Annotated in this window: 24 protein-coding genes; 12 read left to right on the top strand and 12 right to left on the bottom strand. The window is 66.3% G+C overall.

What is annotated here, in order from left to right:
- Positions 1-111 precede the first annotated feature (111 nt).
- Positions 112-1,074: an alpha/beta hydrolase gene (locus tag CXK94_RS06680; protein WP_102893805.1), complete on the top strand. Its 963-nt coding sequence runs from the start codon at positions 112-114 to the stop codon at positions 1,072-1,074.
- A gap of 83 nt (positions 1,075-1,157) precedes the next feature.
- Entirely contained in the window at positions 1,158-1,928 is a 771-nt protein-coding gene (locus CXK94_RS06675) for a hypothetical protein (RefSeq protein ID WP_102893715.1), read from the top strand.
- Between the two features lie 68 nt (positions 1,929-1,996).
- Here CXK94_RS06675 and CXK94_RS06670 read toward each other — a convergent pair whose 3' ends face one another.
- From CXK94_RS06670 to CXK94_RS06640, 7 genes are all read right to left on the bottom strand, one after another.
- A complete protein-coding gene (locus CXK94_RS06670) occupies positions 1,997-2,959 on the bottom strand; it encodes a glucokinase (RefSeq protein ID WP_102893714.1) in 963 nt (320 codons plus the stop codon).
- Positions 2,956-4,785 (bottom strand): phosphogluconate dehydratase, encoded by a 1,830-nt coding sequence (edd, locus tag CXK94_RS06665; protein WP_102893713.1) that lies wholly within the window; start codon positions 4,783-4,785, stop codon positions 2,956-2,958. The genes CXK94_RS06670 and edd overlap by 4 nt, the downstream gene beginning before the upstream one ends.
- Before the next feature lie 431 nt (positions 4,786-5,216).
- Positions 5,217-5,984, bottom strand: a complete 768-nt coding sequence (scpB, locus tag CXK94_RS06660; RefSeq protein WP_102893712.1) for an SMC-Scp complex subunit ScpB — start codon at positions 5,982-5,984, stop codon at positions 5,217-5,219.
- 43 nt (positions 5,985-6,027) lie between these two features.
- On the bottom strand, positions 6,028-6,846 hold the full coding sequence (locus tag CXK94_RS06655) for a segregation and condensation protein A (RefSeq protein ID WP_037036901.1): 819 nt from the start codon (positions 6,844-6,846) through the stop codon (positions 6,028-6,030).
- Positions 6,847-6,880: 34 nt separating this feature from the next.
- Positions 6,881-8,086, bottom strand: a complete 1,206-nt coding sequence (locus CXK94_RS06650; RefSeq protein ID WP_180984393.1) for a tryptophan--tRNA ligase — start codon at positions 8,084-8,086, stop codon at positions 6,881-6,883.
- A 101-nt stretch (positions 8,087-8,187) separates the two neighbouring features.
- Positions 8,188-8,811: an L-threonylcarbamoyladenylate synthase gene (locus tag CXK94_RS06645; RefSeq protein ID WP_102893710.1), complete on the bottom strand. Its 624-nt coding sequence runs from the start codon at positions 8,809-8,811 to the stop codon at positions 8,188-8,190.
- Positions 8,812-8,824: 13 nt separating this feature from the next.
- Complete coding sequence (locus CXK94_RS06640; protein ID WP_102893709.1) at positions 8,825-9,691, bottom strand: PHP domain-containing protein; 867 nt, start codon at positions 9,689-9,691, stop codon at positions 8,825-8,827.
- Between the two features lie 388 nt (positions 9,692-10,079).
- On the opposite strand from CXK94_RS06640, the gene CXK94_RS06635 reads away from it, so the two are divergent.
- The 5 genes from CXK94_RS06635 to CXK94_RS06615 all read left to right on the top strand — a co-directional run bounded on the left by CXK94_RS06635 (position 10,080) and on the right by CXK94_RS06615 (position 13,521).
- Positions 10,080-10,379, top strand: coding sequence for a YciI family protein (locus tag CXK94_RS06635; protein WP_037036896.1), 300 nt, complete (start codon positions 10,080-10,082; stop codon positions 10,377-10,379).
- Positions 10,380-10,446: 67 nt separating this feature from the next.
- Positions 10,447-10,812, top strand: coding sequence for a hypothetical protein (locus CXK94_RS06630; RefSeq protein ID WP_102893708.1), 366 nt, complete (start codon positions 10,447-10,449; stop codon positions 10,810-10,812).
- A gap of 15 nt (positions 10,813-10,827) precedes the next feature.
- Positions 10,828-11,505, top strand: a complete 678-nt coding sequence (locus tag CXK94_RS06625) for a response regulator transcription factor (RefSeq protein ID WP_037036891.1) — start codon at positions 10,828-10,830, stop codon at positions 11,503-11,505.
- A 150-nt stretch (positions 11,506-11,655) separates the two neighbouring features.
- Positions 11,656-12,069, top strand: coding sequence for a periplasmic heavy metal sensor (locus CXK94_RS06620; protein ID WP_102893804.1), 414 nt, complete (start codon positions 11,656-11,658; stop codon positions 12,067-12,069).
- A gap of 93 nt (positions 12,070-12,162) precedes the next feature.
- Positions 12,163-13,521, top strand: a complete 1,359-nt coding sequence (locus CXK94_RS06615) for a sensor histidine kinase (protein ID WP_102893707.1) — start codon at positions 12,163-12,165, stop codon at positions 13,519-13,521.
- Here the strand turns inward: CXK94_RS06615 and CXK94_RS06610 are convergent.
- Positions 13,515-14,078 (bottom strand): NAD(P)H nitroreductase, encoded by a 564-nt coding sequence (locus CXK94_RS06610; RefSeq protein WP_037036869.1) that lies wholly within the window; start codon positions 14,076-14,078, stop codon positions 13,515-13,517. The two genes, CXK94_RS06615 and CXK94_RS06610, sit on opposite strands and share 7 nt — an antisense overlap.
- A 220-nt stretch (positions 14,079-14,298) precedes the next feature.
- Positions 14,299-14,670: a YkgJ family cysteine cluster protein gene (locus CXK94_RS06605; RefSeq protein ID WP_037036868.1), complete on the bottom strand. Its 372-nt coding sequence runs from the start codon at positions 14,668-14,670 to the stop codon at positions 14,299-14,301.
- Positions 14,671-14,857: 187 nt separating this feature from the next.
- On the opposite strand from CXK94_RS06605, the gene CXK94_RS06600 reads away from it, so the two are divergent.
- Positions 14,858-16,309: a TrkH family potassium uptake protein gene (locus tag CXK94_RS06600; protein ID WP_037037179.1), complete on the top strand. Its 1,452-nt coding sequence runs from the start codon at positions 14,858-14,860 to the stop codon at positions 16,307-16,309.
- On the opposite strand, the gene CXK94_RS06595 is transcribed toward CXK94_RS06600, so the two are convergent.
- Together CXK94_RS06595 and CXK94_RS06590 are read right to left on the bottom strand one after the other, a co-directional pair.
- Positions 16,303-17,241, bottom strand: coding sequence for a DUF808 domain-containing protein (locus CXK94_RS06595; protein WP_037037177.1), 939 nt, complete (start codon positions 17,239-17,241; stop codon positions 16,303-16,305). The two genes, CXK94_RS06600 and CXK94_RS06595, sit on opposite strands and share 7 nt — an antisense overlap.
- A 49-nt stretch (positions 17,242-17,290) precedes the next feature.
- Positions 17,291-18,313: an AraC family transcriptional regulator gene (locus CXK94_RS06590; protein WP_037036865.1), complete on the bottom strand. Its 1,023-nt coding sequence runs from the start codon at positions 18,311-18,313 to the stop codon at positions 17,291-17,293.
- 127 nt (positions 18,314-18,440) lie between these two features.
- On the opposite strand from CXK94_RS06590, the gene CXK94_RS06585 reads away from it, so the two are divergent.
- From CXK94_RS06585 to CXK94_RS06570, 4 genes are all read left to right on the top strand, one after another.
- Complete coding sequence (locus CXK94_RS06585) at positions 18,441-18,758, top strand: Mpo1-like protein (protein WP_037036863.1); 318 nt, start codon at positions 18,441-18,443, stop codon at positions 18,756-18,758.
- 298 nt (positions 18,759-19,056) lie between these two features.
- Positions 19,057-20,445: an adenylate/guanylate cyclase domain-containing protein gene (locus CXK94_RS06580; protein ID WP_037036860.1), complete on the top strand. Its 1,389-nt coding sequence runs from the start codon at positions 19,057-19,059 to the stop codon at positions 20,443-20,445.
- A 40-nt stretch (positions 20,446-20,485) separates the two neighbouring features.
- Positions 20,486-21,244 (top strand): AraC family transcriptional regulator, encoded by a 759-nt coding sequence (locus tag CXK94_RS06575; protein WP_102893706.1) that lies wholly within the window; start codon positions 20,486-20,488, stop codon positions 21,242-21,244.
- Positions 21,245-21,360: 116 nt separating this feature from the next.
- Positions 21,361-22,230 (top strand): DMT family transporter, encoded by an 870-nt coding sequence (locus CXK94_RS06570; RefSeq protein ID WP_102893705.1) that lies wholly within the window; start codon positions 21,361-21,363, stop codon positions 22,228-22,230.
- Between the two features lie 3 nt (positions 22,231-22,233).
- Here CXK94_RS06570 and CXK94_RS06565 read toward each other — a convergent pair whose 3' ends face one another.
- Positions 22,234-22,515, bottom strand: a complete 282-nt coding sequence (locus tag CXK94_RS06565; RefSeq protein WP_102893704.1) for a SelT/SelW/SelH family protein — start codon at positions 22,513-22,515, stop codon at positions 22,234-22,236.
- Between the last annotated feature and the right edge of the window lie 54 nt (positions 22,516-22,569).

The raw sequence follows: 22,569 nt of genomic DNA, 5'->3' as shown, positions 1-22,569 counted from the left end.
ATACCTGAGCCGAGGCGGGTTTCATCGCCTGCCATGGGCACGCATACTGGCGAACCTTATCGCGGCCATTGCATCCAATCCGCTTCGTTGCGTTTTTTCGACTCCTCGCCCATGCGCCTCCTGCTGCTTTCACTACTCACCATGCTCGCTCCGCTCGCCCCGGCCCAGACGCTGCTCAACCAGACCCTCTCGCTGGACACCGGCAACGGCGTGCTGCAGGGCAGCCTGCTGCTGCCCAAAAGCGGGCAGCCGCTGCCGGTGGCGCTGCTGATCGCCGGTTCCGGCCCCACCGACCGCAACGGCAACAATCCCGCAGGGCGCAATGACAGCCTCCGGCGCCTGGCCCAGGGCTTGGCGAAACTGGGCGTGGCCAGCCTGCGCTACGACAAGCGCGGCGTCGGCGCCAGCCTGGCCGCCGCGCCGGACGAGCGCGACCTCAGCGTCGAGGCCTATGTCGGCGACGCGCTGGCCTGGAGCGCCAAGCTGCGGGGCGACCCGCGCTTCACCGAACTGATCCTCGTCGGCCACAGCGAGGGGGCGCTGATCGCCAGCCTCGCCGCCCCGCGCGCCGGAGCCGCGGCATTGATCAGCATCGCCGGCAGCGGCCGTCCCATCGATGAGGTCCTGCGCGAACAGTTGCAGGGCCGCCTGCCGCCCGCGCTGCTCGCCAGCAGCCATTACCTGATCGACGAACTCAAGGCCGGGCGCGTCCACGAAGCGGTCCCCGAGCCATTGCAGGTGCTGTTCCGGCCCAGCGTGCAGCCGTATCTGATTTCGCTGTTCGCGCAGGACCCGCTGGCCGCCTTCGCATCGGTCGAGGGGCCGGCGCTGATCGTCCAGGGCCGCAACGACATCCAGGTCGGCATCGAGGATGCACAGGCGCTCGGACGTGCCAAACCGGACGCCCGACTGGCGCTGATCGAGGGGATGAACCATATGCTGCGCATCGTCCCGCCGATCGCTGGCCGGCAGTTGGCCTCCTACGACGACCCGGACCTGCCGATCGCCCGGGCCCTGCTCGAACATATCCGCACATTCCTGCACGATAATGGCATCCTGCCAGCCTCCAGTTAAGCGCCGCGCAGCCGATAGCCCACAGGACAATGGCTCCGATACGGCTCCTGAGCGAGCCGGCGCGCTGGCCAAGGAATGCGCAGATGACCGATACCCAGACCACCGATAACGACCCAGCCGTACCGCCGCAGCACCCGTGGGCCGAACTGATGCCCGACCGTTTCCGCCTGCTGCGCCTGGCGCCGCTGCCCACCGAGCGTGACGGCGGCCCGCGTCCGTTGCGTTTCGTCGAATTCGCCCAGGTCGAGCGGCACACACCCGAGCAGAGCCTGCTGCGCCTGTTCATCAATGTTCCCGGCCAGGTGCGCTCGCGCAAGCACGACGTGCTGGAAGTCTGGGCCGACCATCGCGCCAAGGAAGTGCGTTTCGGTCCGGACTCGGGCCTGCGCGTCACCCTCGGCAATCGCGGGCTCGGCCGTTTCCTGCTCGCTCAGGGTGCCGCCTGGGCGCAGAAGCGCTGGGCCCACTACCTGGTCGAAGGCGGCTCGCTGCCCAAGGACGTGCCCAGCGATGAATACCGCCTGCGTCGCGATCACTGCCTGCGTACCCAGGGCTTCGATGTCGACTATCCCCAGCCGCAGCAGCTCAAGGCCACCTACGGCGCGCCGCGCGTCAGCGCCCTACGCTCGGACTGGAACAGTGAAAAGGTGCAGATCGTCGAACTGCTGGATGCCGCAGCGATGCTCGAACAGGCCGATCGCAACCTGCAGGTGCAGGAAAACGAGATCCGGGAACTCCAGGAGCGTGTCAGCCGCTTCCGTCGCGAGGACGGCGCCCTGCGCTTCACCATCGCCTGCCTGATCGCCCTGGCGCTGTTCCAGGCCGGCCTGCTGATCTGGATGGCGACGCGCTGAGCCTCGCACGGTAAGCCGGCGCTGAAGGTAGGTTGGCGCTGAGCGCAGCGAAGCCCAACGCTCGAGCGCTAGGTATCCTCGCGCAGCGCCTGCAGCGCCACGCCGGCACCTTCCAACCCGGGGTAAGCCGCGGTCACCAGCCATACCGGCAAGCCATCGAAATAAGCGCTCATGCGCCCCTTGTCCCGCAGGCTCCGCGTGAAATCGCTACGCAGGAAGAACTCGGCGAAGCGCGGCACCATGCCGCCGGCGATATAGACGCCTCCGCGCGCGCCCAGCGTCAGCACGCTATCGCCGGCGATGCGCCCCAGCCAGCGGCAGAACTGCTGCAGCACGTCCACCGCATAAGGATCGCCGGCAAGCGCAGCGGCAGTGATGCCTGCCGGCGAATCAAGCGACGCCTCGCGCCCATCCAGCGCACAGCAGGTCCGATACAGCGCCAGCAGCCCCGGCCCGCTGAGCACCGCCTCGGCATTCACATGGCCGAGCGCAGCGTGCAGATGTGCCCAGATCGCCGCCTCGCGCTCGCTTCCGACCGGCAGGCAGACATGTCCGCCCTCCCCCGGCAATGCACGCCAGCCGCCACCTTTCAGCGGCAACAGACCGGCAACCCCAAGCCCGGTACCGGGGCCGATGACCAGGCGCGGTCGGCCCGGCTCGGGCTCACCCGCGCAGACCGTGATGCGCTCGTTCTCGCGCAGGCGCGTCATGCCCAGCGCCATGGCGGCGAAGTCGTTGATCAGCAGCAGCTCGCTCAATCCCAGCGCCTGGCAGAACGCCTTGCGGCTCAGCCGCCAGTGGTTGTTGGTGAAGCGGAAGCTGTCGCCGCTCACCGGCCCGGCGCAGGCCAGGCACACCGCATCGATCGTTTCCAGCGGCTGGTCGATCTCGCCCAGATAGGCCAGGATCGCCAGCTCGGGGCTGGCATGCTCCGCCGTGCGCAGCACGCGGATCTGCTCGAGACACTGGTCGCGCCAGAGAGCGAAACGCGCATTGGTCCCGCCGATGTCGCCGACCAGGGCCGTCTTCACTCGAGTGCCTCCAGGCTTTCGGTGAAGGCGCTGGCGCCCTGCTCGGCGCTGCTGAACGCCGCGCGCATGAAGGCGAACAGCTCGCGGCCGCAGCCGATGCCCAGGTCCGCGGGACGACCGGTCGGCTCCCGCGCGTCCCACACGGCCTGATCCACCAGCGCCATGAGCTCGCCGGTCTCGCCGTCGACCCGGATGATGTCGCCGTCGCGCACCCGCGCCAGCGGCCCGCCATCGAGCGCCTCGGGGCAGACGTGGATCGCCGCCGGGACCTTGCCCGACGCCCCGGACATGCGCCCATCGGTGACCAGCGCCACCCTGTACCCGCGATCCTGCAGTACCCCGAGGAACGGCGTGAGCTTGTGCAACTCCGGCATGCCGTTGGCCTTCGGCCCCTGGAAACGCACCACGGCGACGAAATCGCGCTCCAGTTCGCCGGCCTTGAAGGCCGCCGCCAGTTCACCCTGGTCGACGAACACCCGCGCCGGCGCCTCGACCACGCGGTGCTCGGGCGCCACGGCGGACACCTTGGTCACGCCGCGGCCCAGGTTGCCCTCCAGCAGCCGCAGGCCACCCTCTGGAGAAAACGGCCGCTCGACCGGGCGCAGTATGCTCTCGTCGAGGCTCTGCAGCGGGCCGTCGCGCCAGGCCAGCTTGTCACCATCGAGGAACGGCTCCTGGATGTAGCGCCGCAGGCCCTTGCCAACCACGGTATGCACGTCCTCGTGCAGCAGCCCGGCGTCGAGCAGGGTTCGCACCATGAACGGCACGCCGCCGCAGGCATGGAAATGATTCACGTCGGCCTGGCCGTTGGGATAGACCTTGGCCAGCGTCGGTACCACTTCGGAAAGATCGGCCATGTCCTGCCAGGTCAGCTGGATACCGGCGGCGCGGGCGAAGGCCGGAATGTGCAGGGTATGGTTGGTCGAGCCGCCGGTGGCGTTGAGCGCGACCACGGAATTGACGATGGCTTTCTCGTCGACGATCCGGCACAGCGGCATGTAGTTGCCGGCTTGCGCGGTCAACCGGGTCGCCTGCCGCGCCGCCTCGCGGGTCAGGGCGTCGCGCAGGGGGGTATAGGGATTGACGAAGGAGGCGCCCGGCAGGTGCAGGCCCATGATCTCCATCACCACCTGGTTGGTGTTGGCGGTGCCGTAGAAGGTGCAGGTGCCGGGGCTGTGGTAGGACTTCATCTCCGATTCCAGCAGCTCCTCGCGGCTGGCCTTGCCCTCGGCATAGCGCTGGCGCACCTCGGCCTTTTCCTTGTTGGGGATACCCGACGGCATCGGCCCGCCCGGCACGAAGACCGTCGGCAGGTGGCCGAAGCGCAGCGCGCCGATCATCAGGCCGGGGACGATCTTGTCGCAGATGCCGAGCATCAGCGCGGCGTCGAACATGTTGTGCGACAGCGCCACCGCAGTGCTCATGGCGATCACTTCGCGGCTGGCCAGGCTCATCTCCATGCCCGCCTCGCCCTGGGTCACGCCGTCGCACATGGCCGGCACACCGCCGGCGAACTGGCCCACCGAGCCGATCTCGCGCAGCGCCTGCTTGATCAGTTCGGGGAAATGCTCGTAGGGCTGGTGCGCCGAAAGCATGTCGTTGTAGGCCGAGACGATGGCGACGTTGGCCTCGTTCATCAGGCGTAGGCGCTGCTTGTCCTGCCCCGAGGTGCAACCGGCGACGCCATGGGCGAAGTTGGCGCATTGCAGCTTGCCTCGCTGCGGGCCTTCGCTGGCCGCGGCGGCCATCATCGCCAGGTAGCGCTCACGGGTCTTGCGGCTGCGCTCGACCAGGCGCTCGGTGACTTCCAGAACTCGCGGGTGCATGCCTTACTCCTGTTGCGAAAATCAGCTGTTGGTTGATGGACGACCGTCAGTTGACTCAGACAACCATAAACCATCCAGGGTCGGTTGGCGTTTCGATGCGCCGCCGGATTCGTAGGCTGCGCTCCAAGCACTGCGCAGGCCTCGGTTTTAAGCCCGCACCTTGATTGCTTGCGGGCGATCCGCCGCAACGCCAATGATCGCCGGCAAGCCGGCTACGGTGGTGCACAAAGGGAATCCGCATTCAGGCCCACCAGACGCGTGGGCAAGGCTTCGCCGTTGCCCACCCTACGAACCGGCGCGCACTGGCAGACCTCAGCTTCAAAGCCCGCACCTTGATCGTGTAGCCCGGGGGGACGCCGAGTCCTTGCCGGCGATCGACGCTACGCGCCGCCGCGGTGCGCCCGCTTGCAGGCTCCTGCGGTGGGGCAAGCTCAGTGCGCCGGTTTTTCTTCCTCGGAGGAGGCCTCGACTTCCAGCAGGTCGTCGAAATCGGTCTTGAGCCCCTGCTCCATGCCATCCAGTTCGGCCAGCAGGCTGCGGAAGCTGGTCTGTTCGCGCGGTTCCGCCTCCGTCTCCGCCTCCTGCGCAGCCACGTCGGCGCGCGCCTGTAGCGTGGCGGGCACGGCCGCGTCTTCCTCATCGAGCAGCGGTCGCAGTTCGGGCTCCATCTCGCGCAGCACGGCGAGCGGCGGCAGTTCGTCGAGGTTCTTCAGATTGAAGTGGTCGAGGAACTGGCGGGTGGTGGCGAACATCGCCGGCCGCCCCGGCACGTCGCGATGGCCCACCACGCGAATCCACTCGCGCTCCTGCAGGGTCTTGACGATCTGGCTGTTGACCGCGACGCCGCGGATGTCCTCGATCTCGCCGCGGGTGATCGGCTGGCGGTAGGCGATCAGCGCCAGGGTTTCCAGCAAGGCACGCGAATAGCGTTGCGGCCGCTCTTCCCACAGCCGGCCGACCCAGGGCGAGAAGCGCTCGCGCACCTGCAGGCGGTAGCCGCTGGCGACCTCCTTGAGTTCGAACGCACGCCCCTTGCAGGATTTCTCCAGGGTTTCCAGGGCCTTTTTCAACTGCGCCGACGAGGGCCGCTCGCCCTCTTCGAACAGCTCGCCCAGGCGCTCCAGCGAAAGCGGTTTGCCGCTGGCGAGCAGAAAGGCTTCGAGCAGCGAAGCCAGATCCTTGGGATCGGACAGGTCCACGGGTGACTACCTCAACTGTTCTGTTCGGGCTCGCCGCACCGGGCTACTCGGTGCGACTGCGGACATGGATCGGCGCGAAGGGCTCATTCTGCACCAGCTCGACCAGCGATTCCTTGATCAACTCGAGCACCGCCATGAAGGTCACCACTACGCCGAGGCGCCCCTCCTCGACGCTGAACAGCGTGACGAAGGGAACGAAGCCGCCGCCCTTGAGACGCTCCAGCACTTCGCTCATGCGCTCGCGGGTCGACAGCGCCTCGCGGGTGACCTGGTGGCTCTCGAACATGTCGGCACGACGCAGCACCTCGGCCATGGACACCAGCAGCTCCTCCAGGCTGACGTCCGGCAGCAGCTTGCGCACCCGCGCATGCGGTGCATCGAGGCGTGGCACCTGCAGCTCGCGGCCGACCCGCGGCAACGCATCGAGATCTTCGGCCGCGGCCTTGAAGCGCTCGTATTCCTGCAGACGGCGGATCAGCTCGGCGCGTGGGTCTTCCTCGTCCTCGGCCACTTCGGCCGAGCGCGGCAACAGCATGCGCGACTTGATCTCGGCGAGCATGGCAGCCATCACCAGGTATTCGGCCGCCAGCTCCAGGCGCACGGACTTCATCAGTTCGACATAGCCCATGTACTGGCGGGTGATCTCCGCCACCGGGATATCGAGGATGTCGATATTCTGCTTGCGGATCAGGTACAGCAGCAGGTCCAGCGGGCCCTCGAAGGCCTCGAGGAAGACCTCCAGGGCATCCGGCGGGATGTACAGGTCCAGCGGCAACTCGGTGACCGCCTCGCCATAGACGAGCGCCAGCCGCAACTGCTCGCCGGGCTGGTTTTCGCTGCTGTGGACCTCGTGTTGCTGCATCTGGCTCTCCGCAAAGGGTGCGTGGCGCTGCTCGTCAGCGATAATGCAGGCCCATGGCCTGGCGCACTTCGACCAGGGTCTCGCGGGCCTCGTCGCGGGCATGCTCGGCCCCTTCGGCGAGGATGGCGCGTACCAGGTCGGTATTCTGCTCATAGTCCAGCGCACGCTCCTGCAGCGGCGCCAGCTCGGCCCGGATCGAATCGATCAGCGGCGCCTTGCATTCCAGGCAGCCGATACCGGCACTGCGACAACCCTGTTCGGCCCACTGGCAGACAGCCTCGTCGGAGTGCACCAGATGCATCTGCCAGACCGGGCAGCGCGTCGGCTCGCCGGGGTCGCTGCGGTGCACACGGGCCGGGTCGGTGGGCATGCGGCGGATCTTCTCTTCGATCTCGTTCGGCGTGTCGCGCAGGTAGATGGCGTTGCTGTTGGACTTGGCCATCTTGCCGCCATCGAGCCCGGAAATCTTCGGTACCTCGCCGAGCAGCGCCTGGGGCTCGGGCAGCAGCAGTTTGCCGCAGCCCTCCAGGTAGCCGTACAGCCGCTCCTGGTCGCCGATGGTGATGGTCTGCTGCTCCTTGAGAATGGCGCGGGCAGTGTTCAGCGCTTCGACGTCGCCCTGCTCCTGGTAACTCTTGCGCAGGCTGACGTAGAGCTTGGAGGTTTTCTTGCCGAGCTTGCGGATCGCCGCTTCGGCCTTGTCCTCGAAATCCTCTTCGCGGCCATACAGGTGATTGAAGCGGCGCGCCACGTCGCGGGCGAATTCGATATGTGGCAGCTGGTCGGCACCGACCGGCACCAGCCCGGCGCGATAGAGCAGGATGTCCGCGGCCTGCAGCAACGGGTAGCCGAGGAACCCATAGGTATCCAGGTCCTTGTGCTGCAGGTGCTGCTGCAGCTCCTTGTAGGATGGCACCCGCTCCAACCAGCTCAGCGGGCAGATCATCGACAGCAGCAGATGCAGCTCGGCGTGTTCGGGCACCTGCGACTGGATGAACAGTGTCGCCGAACTCGGGCTGACCCCGGCGGCCAGCCAGTCCACCGCCATGTCCATGACGTTCTGCGAAATATCGCCGGTGGTTTCGTAGTCGGTGGTCAGCGCATGCCAGTCGACGATGCAGAAGAAGCTCTCGTATTCATGCTGCAGTTTGACCCAGTTCTTCAGCACGCCGTGGTAGTGACCGAGGTGAAGCCGGCCGCTCGGACGCATGCCGGAAACCACGCGCCGCTGTGAATCCATGGAACTCAAAAGGGTGTCCTTGATCGTTGTTGTTCGGGCATGTTCGCCTCAGGAGCCGTTCCCGCTTCGGCGCACGCCGCGTCGAAAGGGCAACAGCCCGGCTAGGCCGCGAAGGGTTGCGGATCACCGCAGCCGACGCGCAGCACTTCCGGCCGGTCGTCCACCAGGCTGACCACCGTGGAAGCCTCGACGCCACCGTACCCGCCGTCGATGATCAGGTCTACCTGATGCTCGAGCATCTCGCGCATTTCGTAAGGATCGCTCATCGGCAGTTCCTCGCCGGGCAGGATCAGGCTGACGCTCATCAGCGGCTCGCCCAGCTCCTCCAGCAAGGCCTGGGCGATCGGCTGCGCCGGTACGCGCAGGCCGATGGTGCGGCGCTTGGGATGCAGCAGCATGCGCGGCACCTCGCGCGTGGCCGGCAGGATGATGGTGTACGGCCCCGGCAGGTGCGTCTTGAGCAGGCGGAAGGCAGCGGTATCGACCTTGGCGAACAGCCCCAGCTGCGACAGGTCGCGACAGGCCAAGGTGAAGTTGTGCTTGTCGTCGAGCTGGCGCAGGCGGCGGATGCGCTCGGTCCCCGCCTTGTTGCCGATCGAGCAGCCCAGGGCGTAGCTCGAATCGGTCGGATAGACCACCACCCCGCCCTTGCGGATGATCTCCACGGCCTGCTTGATCAGGCGCGGTTGCGGATTGTCCGGATGGATCTGGAAAAACTGACTCATGGCAACTCCCTGTTCAGCTGGCAGCAGATATGCGGCACTCATGATCGAAATGTCTCCATAAAGGTGACAGATCCTCGGGCAGGGTGCGGTAAAGCCCCAGCTCCGACCAGTCCCCCGGCGCGTGGAAATCGCTGCCCACCGTGGCCATCAGCCCGAACTCGCGCGCCAGGATCGACAATCCGCCCACCTGTTCCAGCGGCTGCATGCCATTGACCACTTCCAGCGCATGCCCGCCGGCCCGGGCAAAATCCACCACCAGCCGACGGCGCTTGCTGCGGGTGAAAGCGTACTGCCAGGGATGTGCGAGGCTGATCCACGCGCCCGCCTCGTGCAATGTCGCCAGCGTCTGCTCGAGACTCGGCCAATGCTGCTTCACATCGCCGAGCTTGCCCGAGCCCAGCCATTTGCGAAACGCCTCGGCACGGTCACGCACATGGCCGGCGCGCACCAGGAATTCGGCGAAATGCGGACGCGCCGGCGCATTGCCGCTGTCGCCGAGCGCCTGCTGAATCGCGCGGGCGCCTTGCAACGCCCCCGGCATGCCCTTGGCCTCGAGCCGCTGGGCAATCAGCTCCGCGCGGCGCCAGCGCCCGTCATGCAGGTCGGCGATCGCCCGCTGCAACGCCGGAGCATCGCTGGCGAAACCGTAACCCAATACATGAATGGTAGCCCCGCTCCACAGGCACGACAGCTCGATCCCGTTGACCAGCCGCATCCCCAGCGCCTGCGCGGCGGCGCGGGCTTCGTCGAGCCCATCGACGGTATCGTGATCGGTGAGCGCCAGCAGTTCGATACCACGGCCATGGGCCCGCTCCACCAGCTTGGCGGGGGCGAGAACACCATCTGAAGCGGTGCTGTGGCAATGCAGATCGACAAACATCCAGTAATGCACTCCAGGAGGTGGGATACCTCGAAACAGGTCATGAGCCAGCGGCCGCAACATCAGCCGGTCCCGGCCCGCCTGCCGATAGGCTGAGTCGATCAGGCACGAACGCCGGCTAGTCTAACGCCGCACCGGGGCTTTGTGCTCGTTCTTGCCGTGAACAGCCAGCAAGCCAGGCGAACTTCCGGTTCGGACCACCGTTGCTTTCGACCACCGTCGTTGCCCGGCGTGCGATGGCCAATCACCCGCCAGGGCCATGTGCGACGCTTTCGCGGCACGCGCGGTTTGCTATGATGCCGCGCTGCATGGCGCATGGCTGCTACCGCGCGACGCAGCTTTAATATTTCTGGGCCATGTAGCCGAATCCAGATATCGAGGAACGACCATGCTGTACGCCGTTATCGCCACCGACGCCCCGAATTCCCTGCAGGACCGCCTGGCTGCCCGCCCGGCCCATCTGGCACGCCTGGAGCAACTCAAGAACGAGGGCCGCCTGGTCCTGGCCGGCCCGCATCCGGCCATCGACAGCAACGACCCCGGCGAAGCCGGCTTCAGCGGCAGCCTGGTGGTGGCCGAGTTCGACTCGCTGGAAGCGGCCCAGCAATGGGCCGACGCCGATCCCTACAAGGCCGCCGGCGTCTACGTGAACGTGCTGGTCAAGCCCTTCAAGAAAGTGCTGCCCTGAGCCGACACAGGGATTGCGAATTCGTCTGGCCGTCGCCACGGCCCCGTAGAAGGAAAAAGGAGTTCCGATGCGCCAAGGCCCGCTTTCCCTGCTGCTTGCCCTGAGCCTGCTCGCCCCCGCGCTGCATGCACAGGAAGAACCCGCTCCGCCGGCGCCCTCGACCGAGCAGGCAGCAGCCGATGCCGAAGAGTACGCCGCGCCCGCAGCGCAACCGGCGGCCGACAGCGAGGCCGTGCAAGGCCTGCTGCTGCGCCTGCGCGAAGAGAACCAGCGCTTGCGCCTGCAATTGCAGGCCGAGCAGGCCAAGGCCACGCCGATGCTGCTGACCGAGCAGCAACAGTGGTTCGCAGTGGGCGGTGGCGTAGGTGTCGTCAGCTTCATCCTCGGCCTGCTGGTGACACGTAGCCGCCGCCGGCGCCAGTGGATCAATTGAGCGTAGCGATCCGACATGAGTGAACTGCTGCTGATCGATGACGACCGTGAACTGTGCGAGCTGCTGGTCAGCTGGCTCGCCCAGGAAGGTTTCGTCGCCCATGCCTGCCATGATGGCCAGAGCGCCCGCGCGGCGCTGACGCAGTACCAGCCCGCCGCGGTAGTACTCGACGTCATGCTGCCCGACGGCAGCGGCCTGGAGCTGCTCAAGCAATTGCGCAACGAACATCCCGACCTGCCGGTGCTCATGCTCTCCGGCCGGGGCGAACCGCTGGACCGCATCCTCGGCCTCGAACTCGGTGCCGACGACTACCTGGCCAAACCCTGCGATCCGCGCGAGCTCACCGCACGCCTGCGCGCGGTACTGCGCCGCAGCCAGCCGGCCGCCAGCCCCAGCCAGCTGGAACTGGGCGACCTGTGCTATAGCCCGGCACGCGGCGTCGCCAGCATCGCCGGCCACGACGTCAGCCTGACGCTGTCCGAAGGGCGGATACTCGAAGCGCTGCTGGCACAGCCCGGCGAGCCGATCGACAAGCAGGCCCTGGCCCAGCATGCGCTGGGTCGCAAGCTGACCCTCTACGATCGCAGCCTGGACATGCACGTCAGCAACCTGCGCCGCAAGCTCGGTCCCCACCCCGATGGCAGCCCGCGCATCGTCGCCTTGCGCAGCCGTGGTTATCTTTACGCCGTCTGATCGTCTTTACCGAGGCTTTACCCTGGCCTGACCGCCCTTGACTTTGCGCTCCGTAGACTGAACTCATCCGGTCGCCGAACCGCTGACGACGAAGCAATCCGAGCGTCGCCGAGGATCGAACCGGTTTCCCGATATAGGAGAGATTCCATGATGCGCAAATCACTTGTTGCCCTGCTGTTCGCCGCTGCCCTGCCCACCCTCGCCTTCGCCATGCCGGGCGGCATGCCTGACGGCCAGCATGGCGGAAAAAGGGGCCCGCACATGTTCCATCAACTGGACCTGAGCAAGGACCAGCAGCGCGAAATGCGCAAGCTGATGGGCGAACAGATGAAGCAACGCCGCGAGATCACCCAGCGCTACCTGGACAAGCTGCCCGAAACCGAGCGCAAGGCCATGCAGGATGAACTCAAGGCCAGCCAGGACAAGACCCACCAGGGCATGCGCGCCCTGCTCAAGCCCGAACAGCAGAAAGCCTTCGACGAAGGCCTGAAGAAAATGGAAGACAAGCGCGCCGAACGCGCCGAGTTCCTCAAGTGGAAGGCCGAGCGCGATCAGCAGAACTGATCGAAGCGGCTGTCCGACAACCCGCCCGGCCAGTTCCCACCGTTGTCCAGGACAACGGTGCGGGCTGACCGGGCTTTGCCGTGGAGAGTCCCGGTGCGATCACTGTTCTGGCGTATACTCGCGACCTTCTGGCTGGCCATCGCACTGGTCGCCGGCCTGGCCATGCTGCTCGGCCATGCCCTGAACCAGGACGCCTGGATTCTCAGCCGCCACCCCTCGGTACAGGGGCTCGCCGAGACCTGGACCCGGGTCTACGAGCAGCACGGCCCACAGGCCGCCCAGCGCCTGCTGGAAGAGCACCGCCACCACTCCCATGTCGACGTACAGGTGCTGGCCGAAAACGGCCAGCCCGTCATCCGCGGCACCTTTCCGGCACGCGCCGCCGCCTACGAGGCCCGCCAACAGGACCGGGACCGCCAGTTGCCCTGGCGCCGCCTGACCGCGGACTACACCAGCCCGAACAGCGGCGAAACCTACCTGTTCATCTACCGGATCCCGTATCCCGAGCTGCAGGCCTGGCATCGCGGCAGCCTGTTCTGGCCGCTCAGCGCACTGGGCATCGCGCTGGTGGTGCTGACCGGTTTCAGCCTGTTGCTGACGCTGTCCATCACCCGCCCGCTGGATCGCCTGCGCGGCGCGGTACACGACCTGGGCCAGACCACCTACCAGCAGCAGTCGCTGGCGCGCCTGGCCAAGCGCCGTGACGAGCTCGGCGTGCTGGCCAACGACTTCAACCGCATGGGCGCACGTCTGCAGACGCTGATCGGCAGCCAGCGCCAGTTGCTGCGCGATGTCTCTCACGAACTGCGCTCGCCACTGGCGCGCCTGCGCATCGCCCTGGCGCTGGCCGAACGCGCCAGTCCGAGCGAACGAGAAGTGATCTGGCCGCGCCTGGCCAAGGAATGCGACCGGCTGGAAGCGCTGATCAGCGAGATTCTCGAACTGTCACGCCTGGATGCCGAACCCGGTGCGGCCAGCAACGTCGACCTGCCATCGATGTTCGAGCAACTGAAGGAGAACGCCCGCATCGTGGCGCCCGGGCAACGCATCGACAGCCAGGTGGAGCCCGGCATCGGCCTGACGGGCTGGCCGGACATGCTCGAGCGTGCCCTGGACAACCTGCTGCGCAATGCGCTGCGCTTCAATCCCGAGGGCATGCCGGTCGAACTGCGCGCGCAACGGGAGGCCGGCAGCCTGGTGCTGAGCGTTCGCGACCACGGCGCCGGCGTGGCCGACGAACATCTGTCGCAACTGAGCGAACCGTTCTTCCGCGCCCCCGGGCAAACCGCCGCCGGCCACGGCCTCGGGCTGGCCATCGCCCGCCGCGCCGCGGAACGCCATGGCGGCCAGTTGCAACTGGCCAATCATCCCGATGGCGGCTTCATCGCCAGCCTGCGCCTGCCCTTGCCAGGCCCTTCGGCCAGGGTGTCAGACGCCGCGGCGGCTCACTGACCGTCCCAGCCGGAAACGAATGTCTGCGGCTCGAGCACCGGAGCGGTACGCACCCGCCCCTCCGGGGTCCCCAGGTAGATGAACCCCAGCAGCCGCTCATGGGCAACCACACCCAGGCCCTGCGTGACGTGCGGGTCGTAGGCGAAATCGCCGGTACGCCACACGGCCCCGATTCCCTGCGCATGCGCGGCGAGCAGAATGCCGTGGGCCGCACAGCCGGCGGCCAGCAACTGCTCGCTTTCCGGCACCTTGGGATGCGCCTGCAAGTGGCCGATGACCACGATCAGCAGCGGCGCGCGCAGGGGCATGTTCCGAGCCTTTTGCAATGCCTCCGCCGACGCGTTCGGCTCACGCGCTCGCAGCGCCGCGGCGAACAGATCACCGAGGCGTTGGCGTGCATCGCCTTCGATGGTCAGGAAACGCCAGGGATGCAACTGCGCGTGATCGGGGGCACGCAGCGCGGCACGGAACAGCAGGTCGAGTTGCGCGGCATCGGGCGCGGGGTCACAGAGCCGCGTGACGGAAACGCGGTTGAGCAGCAGGTCCAGAGCGTCCATCCATTACCTCCTAAACGGGTCGGACATTCTAGAGGCTGTTGAGGTTTCATCGCGAGCGGTGGGAACGACGGGGAATCCGGTGGCGCGAATGTCGCCGGTTTGCGATGAAACGTCAACAGACCCTAGGGTCTGTTGACGTTTCGTTCGTGCCAGCGCCCTGCCGGGCTTCGCTGCGCTCAGCTGCCAACCTACCGCCCGAAAGCCCCGCCATGCCCGCGCTTCAAGCCACCCGATCCGGCGAAAGATGCGGCTGCAACGGTGGCACCAGCGGCGGTAGCCCATGGGCGGCGCGCGCGGCGTCGCAATGCACGTTGTGTTCGCCGTTGGCCCAGGACGCCTCGAATTCGCGGCAGGTGCTCGAACGCTGCTCGTACATGCTGCAACGCACACCGCATCCGACGTCCCCGAGCAACCCCACGCAGCGAGCGGGCTTGGCCTCGGTGCCGAGCATGGCCACATGGAACGGGGAAACCTGAACGGTCAGCTGGTCCGGGACCGCCCCGCCCGAGGATACGCATTCACCGAAATAGAAAGACACACGGAAATACGCGCAGCAGGCGCCGCACGTGAGGCAAGGATTGTCGATGGACATGGAAGGTGAACACCCAGATACCGGAATGGGCCGGCGCCCGGGCGGCTATTCTATTCATCGCCGCAGCCTTGGGAAGAGGCCGCCAGGCGACTGCTGAAAACATTGTTCACACCCCGGACGGGCGGTTTACTGGCTTCGCCACACGAGTAGAATGTCCGCCCCTCTTTTTCGTGCCGAGCACTTCTACATGGCCCTGCCGACTCTGCGTATCATCGGTTTCATTCTCGGCATATTCCTGATCACCCTGGCCGTCAGCATGATCATTCCGATGCTGACGCTGCTGGCATTCGAGCGCACCGATGACCTGCAGGCGTTCATCTGGGCAAGCCTGATCACCTTTTCCTGCGGCTTCGCCCTGGTCGCGCCCGGGCGCCCGGCCAATACCCACCTGCGGCCACGGGACATGTATTTCCTGACCACCGCCAGCTGGGTGGTGGTCTGCTGCTTCGCCGCGCTGCCGCTGATGCTGATCCAGCACATCAGCTACTCGGATGCCTTCTTTGAAACCATGTCCGGCATCACCACCACCGGGGCCACTGTCCTGTCGGGACTGGACAGTGCATCGCCCGGCCTGCTCATGTGGCGTTCGTTGCTGCACTGGCTGGGCGGCATCGGCTTCATCGGCATGGCGATCGCCATCCTGCCACTGCTGCGCGTCGGTGGGATGCGGCTGTTCCAGACCGAGTCCTCCGACTGGTCTGAAAAGGTCATGCCACGCTCGCACGTGGCCGGAAGATACCTGATCGCCATCTACGTGACCTTCACCCTTGCCGCATTCGTTGCATTCGCGCTGACCGGCATGAGCCTGTTCGACGCCATCAACCATGCGATGTCGGCCGTCTCGACGGGGGGCTTCTCCACCTCCGACGCCTCGATGGGCAAGTTCGGGCCGGCGGCCCATTGGGTGGCGATCATCTTCATGCTGCTCGGCAGCCTGCCGTTCACCCTGTACGTCATGATGCTGCGCGGCCACCGCACGGCGTTGGTCAAGGACGAACAGGTGCGGGGGTTCCTGCTGATGCTGACGATCACCAGCCTGCTGTTCAGCGGCTGGTACTGGCTCAATCACGACATCAACATGCTGGATGCGCTGCGTGTCGTGACTTTCAGCGTGGTCTCGGTAGTCACCACCACCGGTTTCGCGGTCGATGACTACACCCAATGGGGCGGCTTCGCGGTGATGGCCTTCTTCTATCTGACCTTCGTCGGCGGCTGCTCGGGGTCCACCTCCGGCGGGCTGAAGATGTTCCGTTTCCAGGTTGCCTACTCGCTGCTGCGTGCCAACTTCAAGCAGCTGATCCACCCACGCGCGGTGATCCGCCAGCAGTACAACGGCCACAACCTCGACGAGGAAATCGTCCGTTCGATCCTCACCTTCTCCTTCTTCATCACCATGACCATCGGCGTGCTGGCGCTATGCCTGGCGCTGCTGGGGCTCGACCCGATCACCGCCCTGACCGGCGCCGCCACCGCCGTGTGCAACGTCGGACCGGGCCTGGGCGATATCATCGGCCCGGCCGGCAACTTCTCCACCCTGCCGGACACCGCCAAATGGCTGCTGTCGGTGGGCATGCTGCTCGGGCGCCTGGAAATCATCACCGTGCTGGTGTTGCTGACTCCGGCATTCTGGCGTCATTGATCGGGTGCAGCCCCGGAGCCACGCCTGAACAGGCGGCCAGCGACCGTCACCAGCGCCAGTACGAGGCCACCGGCAACGATGCCGAACGCCATGTCGAGCAGCGTCGGCAGCAGGCCACCCAGCACCACGCCGACATACGGCAAGCCGAGGGCATCCTGCGCGCTGCTCTCGATGAAGTGATGCACGGCGCGGATGCCGTGGGTGAGGATACCGCCGCCCACCATGAACATCGCCGCGGTGCCGATGATCGACAGTGATTTCATCAGCCAGGGCGCGACACGCAGGATGCCCCGCCCGACGGCGCTGGCCAGGGCGCCGGCGCGCCTGCTCAGGGCCAGCCCGAGGTCGTCGAGCTTGACGATGCCGGCCACCAGGCCATAGACGCCGAGGGTCATGAGAATGGCGATCCCAACCAGCACCGTCACCTGCTGCGAGAACGACGCCCCCGCCACCGTGCCCAGGGTGATGGCGATGATTTCCGCCGAGAGGATGAAATCGGTGCGTATCGCACCGCCGATCTTGCTCCGCTCGAACGCCACCATGTCCACTGCCGGATCGGCCAGCGCCTTCGCCGTTTCGGCGTGCGTCGCGCGGTCGTCGTGAAGAAACCTGTGGGCCAGCTTCTCGAAACCTTCATAGCAGAGGAACGCACCGCCGAGCATCAGCAAAGGCGTGATCGCCCAGGGAACGAAAGCGCTGATCAGCAAAGCGGCGGGCACCAGGATCGCCTTGTTGCGCAGCGAGCCCTTGGCCACGGCCCAGACCACCGGCAGTTCGCGGTCGGCCTTCACCCCGGCTACCTGCTGGGCATTCAGTGCGAGGTCGTCACCGAGCACGCCCGCGGTCTTCTTGGCCGCGACCTTGGTCATGACCGATACGTCGTCCAGGACCGTCGCGATATCGTCGATCAGCGCAAGCAAGCTGGTGGCCAAGGTCAATCTCTCCCCATCGATGAAATGAATGCAGCGGACATGTCGTTACTTATGGCTGCGCGACCTGCCTCCGGTTCCTGGCGCGGTATTCGCCGGGCGTGAGTGCAAACCAGCGCTTGAACGCCCGGTAGAAGTTGCTCGGATCGGCGAAGCCCAGCAGGTAGGCGATTTCCAGCAGGGCCATGTCCGCCTGGGCGAGGTATTGCATCGCCAGGTCGCGGCGTGTGTCGTCGAGCAATTGCTGGAAACTGCTGCCTTCCTCCTGCAGGCGCCGCTGCAGGGTGCGCGCGGACAGGTGCAGCGCCTGCGCCAGCGTCTCGCGCCTGGGCTCGCCCTGCGGCAGCATCCTGCAGAGCACCTGCCGCGCCTGATGCAGGACCCGGCTGCCAGCGAAGCGCGCCAGGTATTCGCCGGCGAAACGGTCATGCAGTTGCGCCAGCGCGTCGTTGGCGGTCGGCAACGGCGTTTCCACGTCGGCCTGGCTGAACACCAGCGCATAACGCGGCGCGTCGAAACGCAGCGGCGCCTGGAACAGCCGGCGATAGGGCTCCAGGTCCTCCGGCGCTCGCCCCTGGAAGCTCACCTCCAGCGGCTGCAGCGCCCTCCCGGTCAGCCAGCGACAGAAGGTCAGGCAACCGGCGAGCGAGCCTTCGGCGCTCTGCCGCGCCGGCGGCAGGCGGTCGCCGTGGATTGCCAGGCTCAGCCGATAGCCCTGCGTGCAAGGCTGGAAATCCAGATCGGCCCCCTCGGCGATGATCCGCTGGTAACGCACCAGCCGTGCGAAGCCTTCCTTGAGGTTGCGGCTGGACATCAGCGCGTAGCCGACCACGTGCAGGGCCGCCGGTCGCGCCTCGCGCGCCATGTCCAGGCCGATGGCCGGATTGCCGGAGACTTCCACCGCCCGCAGCCACAGGCGCGTCATGTCGTCCTGGGCGAAACGCGCATCCGGGTCGCCCAGCGCCGCATAGTCCAGGCCCAGTTCGGCAAACAGCTGATGGCAGTCGATGTCCGCCGCTTCCAGCGCCTGGACGATGCCCTGCGCCCAGCTCGAGGATGTGGTGCGTTCGCTCATGGTGCTTCTTGTTCTGGAATGGGGTGGCGGCCACGGGGCCCCAAGGCTACTAAACTGGCACTCATTGTCACTGCCCCGCAAGACGCGGCGCGCCTAAACTGGCCGGGACAATAACAGGAGGTACGCCATGCGCACGCAAACCGCCGAACGCTTCACCCGCTTTGCCGATTTCTATCCGTTCTACCTGGCCGAGCACAGCAACCCGACCTGCCGTCGCCTGCATTACGTCGGCAGCCTGCTGGTACTGGCCATCCTGGGCTACGCCCTGTTCACCCAGCAGTGGTGGTGGCTGCTGGCAATGCCGATCGCGGGCTACGGTTTCGCCTGGGTTGGCCACTTCGTCTTCGAGAAGAATCGTCCGGCAACGTTCCAGTATCCGCTCTACAGCTTCCTCGGCGACTGGGTCATGCTCAAGGATATGCTCACCGGGCGCATCCGCTTCTGAGGGCCATTCCACGATCTGCTGCGCGCCGGCCCCGCCGCGTAAAAACGGGCCCGCAGTGCCCGGCGGCCCCCACGATCCAGCGCTGATTGCGAACTGCTGTTTGGCGATGCGCCGCTGCTTGGTTATGATCAGCCGGCTGCTGCACGGGCCGGCCAATCGCCGAGCAGGCACGCTGTAGCCGCGAGACTGAACGCCGTTGACTCCGCTCGCTTGCCGGTTCCTGCGCGGCGGGTCCAGCTTCAGTCTGCAAGGCGCATAGAAAAAGGCGTCGAAAAACGACCAGGGATCGTACGCATACATGACTTCCATCATGGTGGAGCGCCGTAATGGCCTCGCCACTCGCCCATTGCGCGAGTATTACTCCCGCGTGCTCGCCTATCTGGCCTGCGCGGCGACACTCGCTGCAGGCACCTATACCCAATATTTTTCGATGGACCTGTTGTGGATGGTCCCCTATGCGTTGCTCTATCCACACCTGGCCTACCACCTGAGCTATCGTTTCAAGCGCGATCACCCGGAACGCACCTCGCAGGTCCTGCTCTGCCTGGACGCGCTGAATGCCGGTTTCGGCATTCTGCTGCTGGGTTTCTCGGTGGTGCCGAGTCTGATGTTCCTGCTCACCCTCGGTTTCAGCGCCCTGGTCATCGGCAGCCTGCGCAACCTGACGCTGGCGCTGCCCTGCGTGGCACTCGGCATCGCCCTGGCCAGCCTGCAGTTCCCCCTCGAATTCAAGGACACGACGCCCGTTCTGGTTTCACTGGTCAGCATCCTGTTCACCACTTTCTACGTGTGCGCCACCGCCTACTACGTCCACCAGCAGGGGCTGCGCCTGGCCCAGGCGCGCAAGGAAATCGAAATGGAACAGGCCAAGGCCGCCCGCCTGGCCCGCAATCTGGCCAAGTACCTGTCTCCACAGGTCTGGGAATCGATTTTCTCTGGCAAGCGCAGCGTGCGCCTGGAAACCCAGCGCAAGCGGCTGACGGTGTTCTTCTCGGACATCAAGGGCTTCACCGAACTGTCCGAAGAGCTGGAGGCCGAAGCCCTGACCGACCTGCTCAACAACTACCTCAACGAAATGTCGAAGATCGCCCTCAAGTATGGCGGCACCATCGACAAGTTCGTCGGTGACTGCGTGATGGTGTTCTTCGGCGACCCGACCAGCCAGGGCGCCAAGAAAGATGCGGTGGCCGCAGTGTCCATGGCCATCGCGATGCGCAAGCACATGAAGGTGTTGCGCCAGCAATGGCGCGCCCAGGGCATCACCCGCCCGATGGAAATCCGCATGGGCATCAACACCGGTTATTGCACGGTGGGCAACTTCGGTGCCGACACGCGCATGGACTACACCATCATCGGCCGCGAAGTGAACCTCGCCAGCCGCCTGGAGAGCGCCGCCGAGGCCAGCGAGATTCTCATTTCCCATGAGACCTATTCGCTGATCAAGGACGTGATCATGTGCCGCGACAAGGGCCAGATCTCGGTAAAGGGCTTCTCCCGCCCGGTGCAGATTTACCAGGTGGTCGATTTCCGCCGCGATCTCGGCGCCACCTGCAGCTTCGTCGAGCATGAGCTGCCGGGGTTCTCCATGTACCTCGACACCAACGGCATACAGAACTTCGACAAGGAGCGTGTGATCCAGGCATTGCAGCAGGCCGCCGAGAAACTGCGCGACAAGGTCATTCTCTGACCGGCGGGCTGGCCCAGGCCTTCCGGAGAGCGCCATACCGATGCTTTCGCTTCGTCATTACAACCACGACCTGATCGCCCACAGCCACGGGCACGCACAACTGGTGTTCGGCCTGAAGGGGCTGCTGGAGTTCGAGATGGCCGGGCGTGGCAGCCGCGTCGCCCAGCAATGCCTGGCGGTGGTCCCGTCAGCCACGCATCACGCCTGCGGCAGCGCCACCGGCAGCCATTGCCTGGTGCTGGACATCCCTTCGGAAAACTGGGTGCGCGAACGCCTTGGCCACCACACCGCCCCCAGCCTGCGCTTGCTCGATCGCCCGGACACGCTACGCCTGGCGCCCGTCCAGCAGCAGCTCGTCGAGTGGCTGGCGGCCAGCCCGATTAATGATGCGCTGATCGCCGAACAGGGTGCCGTGCTGCTACTGGCGAGCCTGGCCGGCAACGACGAGGCGCCGAGGATGCCGCCCCCTCTTCCGCTCGCGGCGATCGCCGCGCATGTCGACCGGCACCTTGCCCATCCGCTTCAGGTCGCCGACCTGGCCCGTATCGCCGGGCTTTCGGTGGCGCGCCTGCATGCCCGCTTCCTCAGCGAAACCGGGCGCACGCCCATGGAATACGTGCGCCAGCGACGCCTGCAGCGGGGCGAGGCGCTGCTCCACGACAGCCGACTGCCGATCGGCGAAATAGCCGCACGGGTAGGCTATGCCTCGCAAAGCGCCTTCACCGCGGCCATCGTTCGCGCACGCGGGTGCACGCCACGCGAGCTACGACGCGAGTTGCGCGACAAAATCGGCGACTGACGCGACAGACAATGGAGCGGACGTTGCCTAGCATCGTCCGCTCCGCCATCCCCAGGTAGCCTCATGCCCGCTCCCGCAACACCCCTGTCCCGGCGACGCACCCCCGGTGGAAGCGAATGACACCGCGCAACGCCTTGCTGGCGATCCACCTCGGCGCGCTGATGTTCGGGCTCTCCGGCGTGCTCGGGAAGTTGGCCGACAGCACGCCGCTGATCATCACCTTCGGGCGGGCATTTTTCGCCGTCCTGGCCCTGCTGCTGGTCGCCCGCTTGCTTCCGGCCAGCGGCGCCCGCCCTGACTGGCGGCAGCGCTGCGGCCTGGCATTCGGCGGCCTGCTGCTCGGCGCGCACTGGCTGACCTTCTTCGTCGCGGTGAAAATCGCCGGCGTCGGCATCGCCACGCTGGGCTTCGCCAGCTTCCCCGCCTTCACAGTGCTGCTCGAGGGGCTGCTGTTTCGCGAACGCACCCGTGTAGTGGAGTTCGCCATGGTCGCCCTGGTATGCACGGGGCTGCTGCTGGTGACGCCGCAATTCGACCTGGCCAGCGGCCCCACCGCCGGCCTGTTCTACGGTGTGCTTTCCGGTCTGCTGTTCGCCCTGCTGTCGCTGCTCAACCGCGCGGTCACCCGCGGCCTCGATCCGGTGCGGGCGGCGCTCTGGCAGAATCTGGCGATCCTTGTCGGCCTGCTGCCGTTCAGCTGGGCAGCGGTGCCCGCCGTGCCCGCGCAGGACTGGCTCTGGCTGGCGCTGCTGGGGGTGCTCTGCACCGGCCTCGCCCACAGCCTGTTCGTCGCCAGCCTGCGTGTGCTGAAGGCGCGCACCACCTCGGTGATCTTCGCCCTGGAGCCGGTCTACGGCATTGCCTTCGCCTGGTGGCTGTTCGATGAGCAGCCGACGCTGCGCATGCTGCTGGGCGGCACCCTGATCATCGTCGCCAGCATCGTCACCAGCCGCCTGAAGAGCGCGCCGCCGAACCCTGCGACCTGACGCTCAGCGGTCGTTGTGCCCCAGCGAACGCTGTGGATCGATCTCGTCGCGCACGCGCTGCTTGAGCTCCTTCGCTTCGGGAAAGCCACCGTCGCGCTTGCGCTCCCAGATCTGCACGCCATCGCAGGTGATGTGGAACGTCCCGCCGCTGGCGGGCACCAGGCAGACGCGACCCAAGTCCTCGGCGAAGGTCGAGAGCAGTTCCTGGGCCAGCCAGGCCGCGCGCAGCAGCCATTGGCACTGGGTGCAATAGGTGATGACGATTTCCGGTTTCGCGTCGGCCATGCGGGCAGCTCCGAGAGTTTTGCGGCGGCCTATAATAGCCCTCCTTCTTCATCC

Source organism: Stutzerimonas stutzeri (assembly GCF_002890915.1).
GTDB classification, from domain to species: domain Bacteria; phylum Pseudomonadota; class Gammaproteobacteria; order Pseudomonadales; family Pseudomonadaceae; genus Stutzerimonas; species Stutzerimonas stutzeri_AF.
This window is presented reverse-complemented; position numbering and strand designations above follow the sequence as displayed.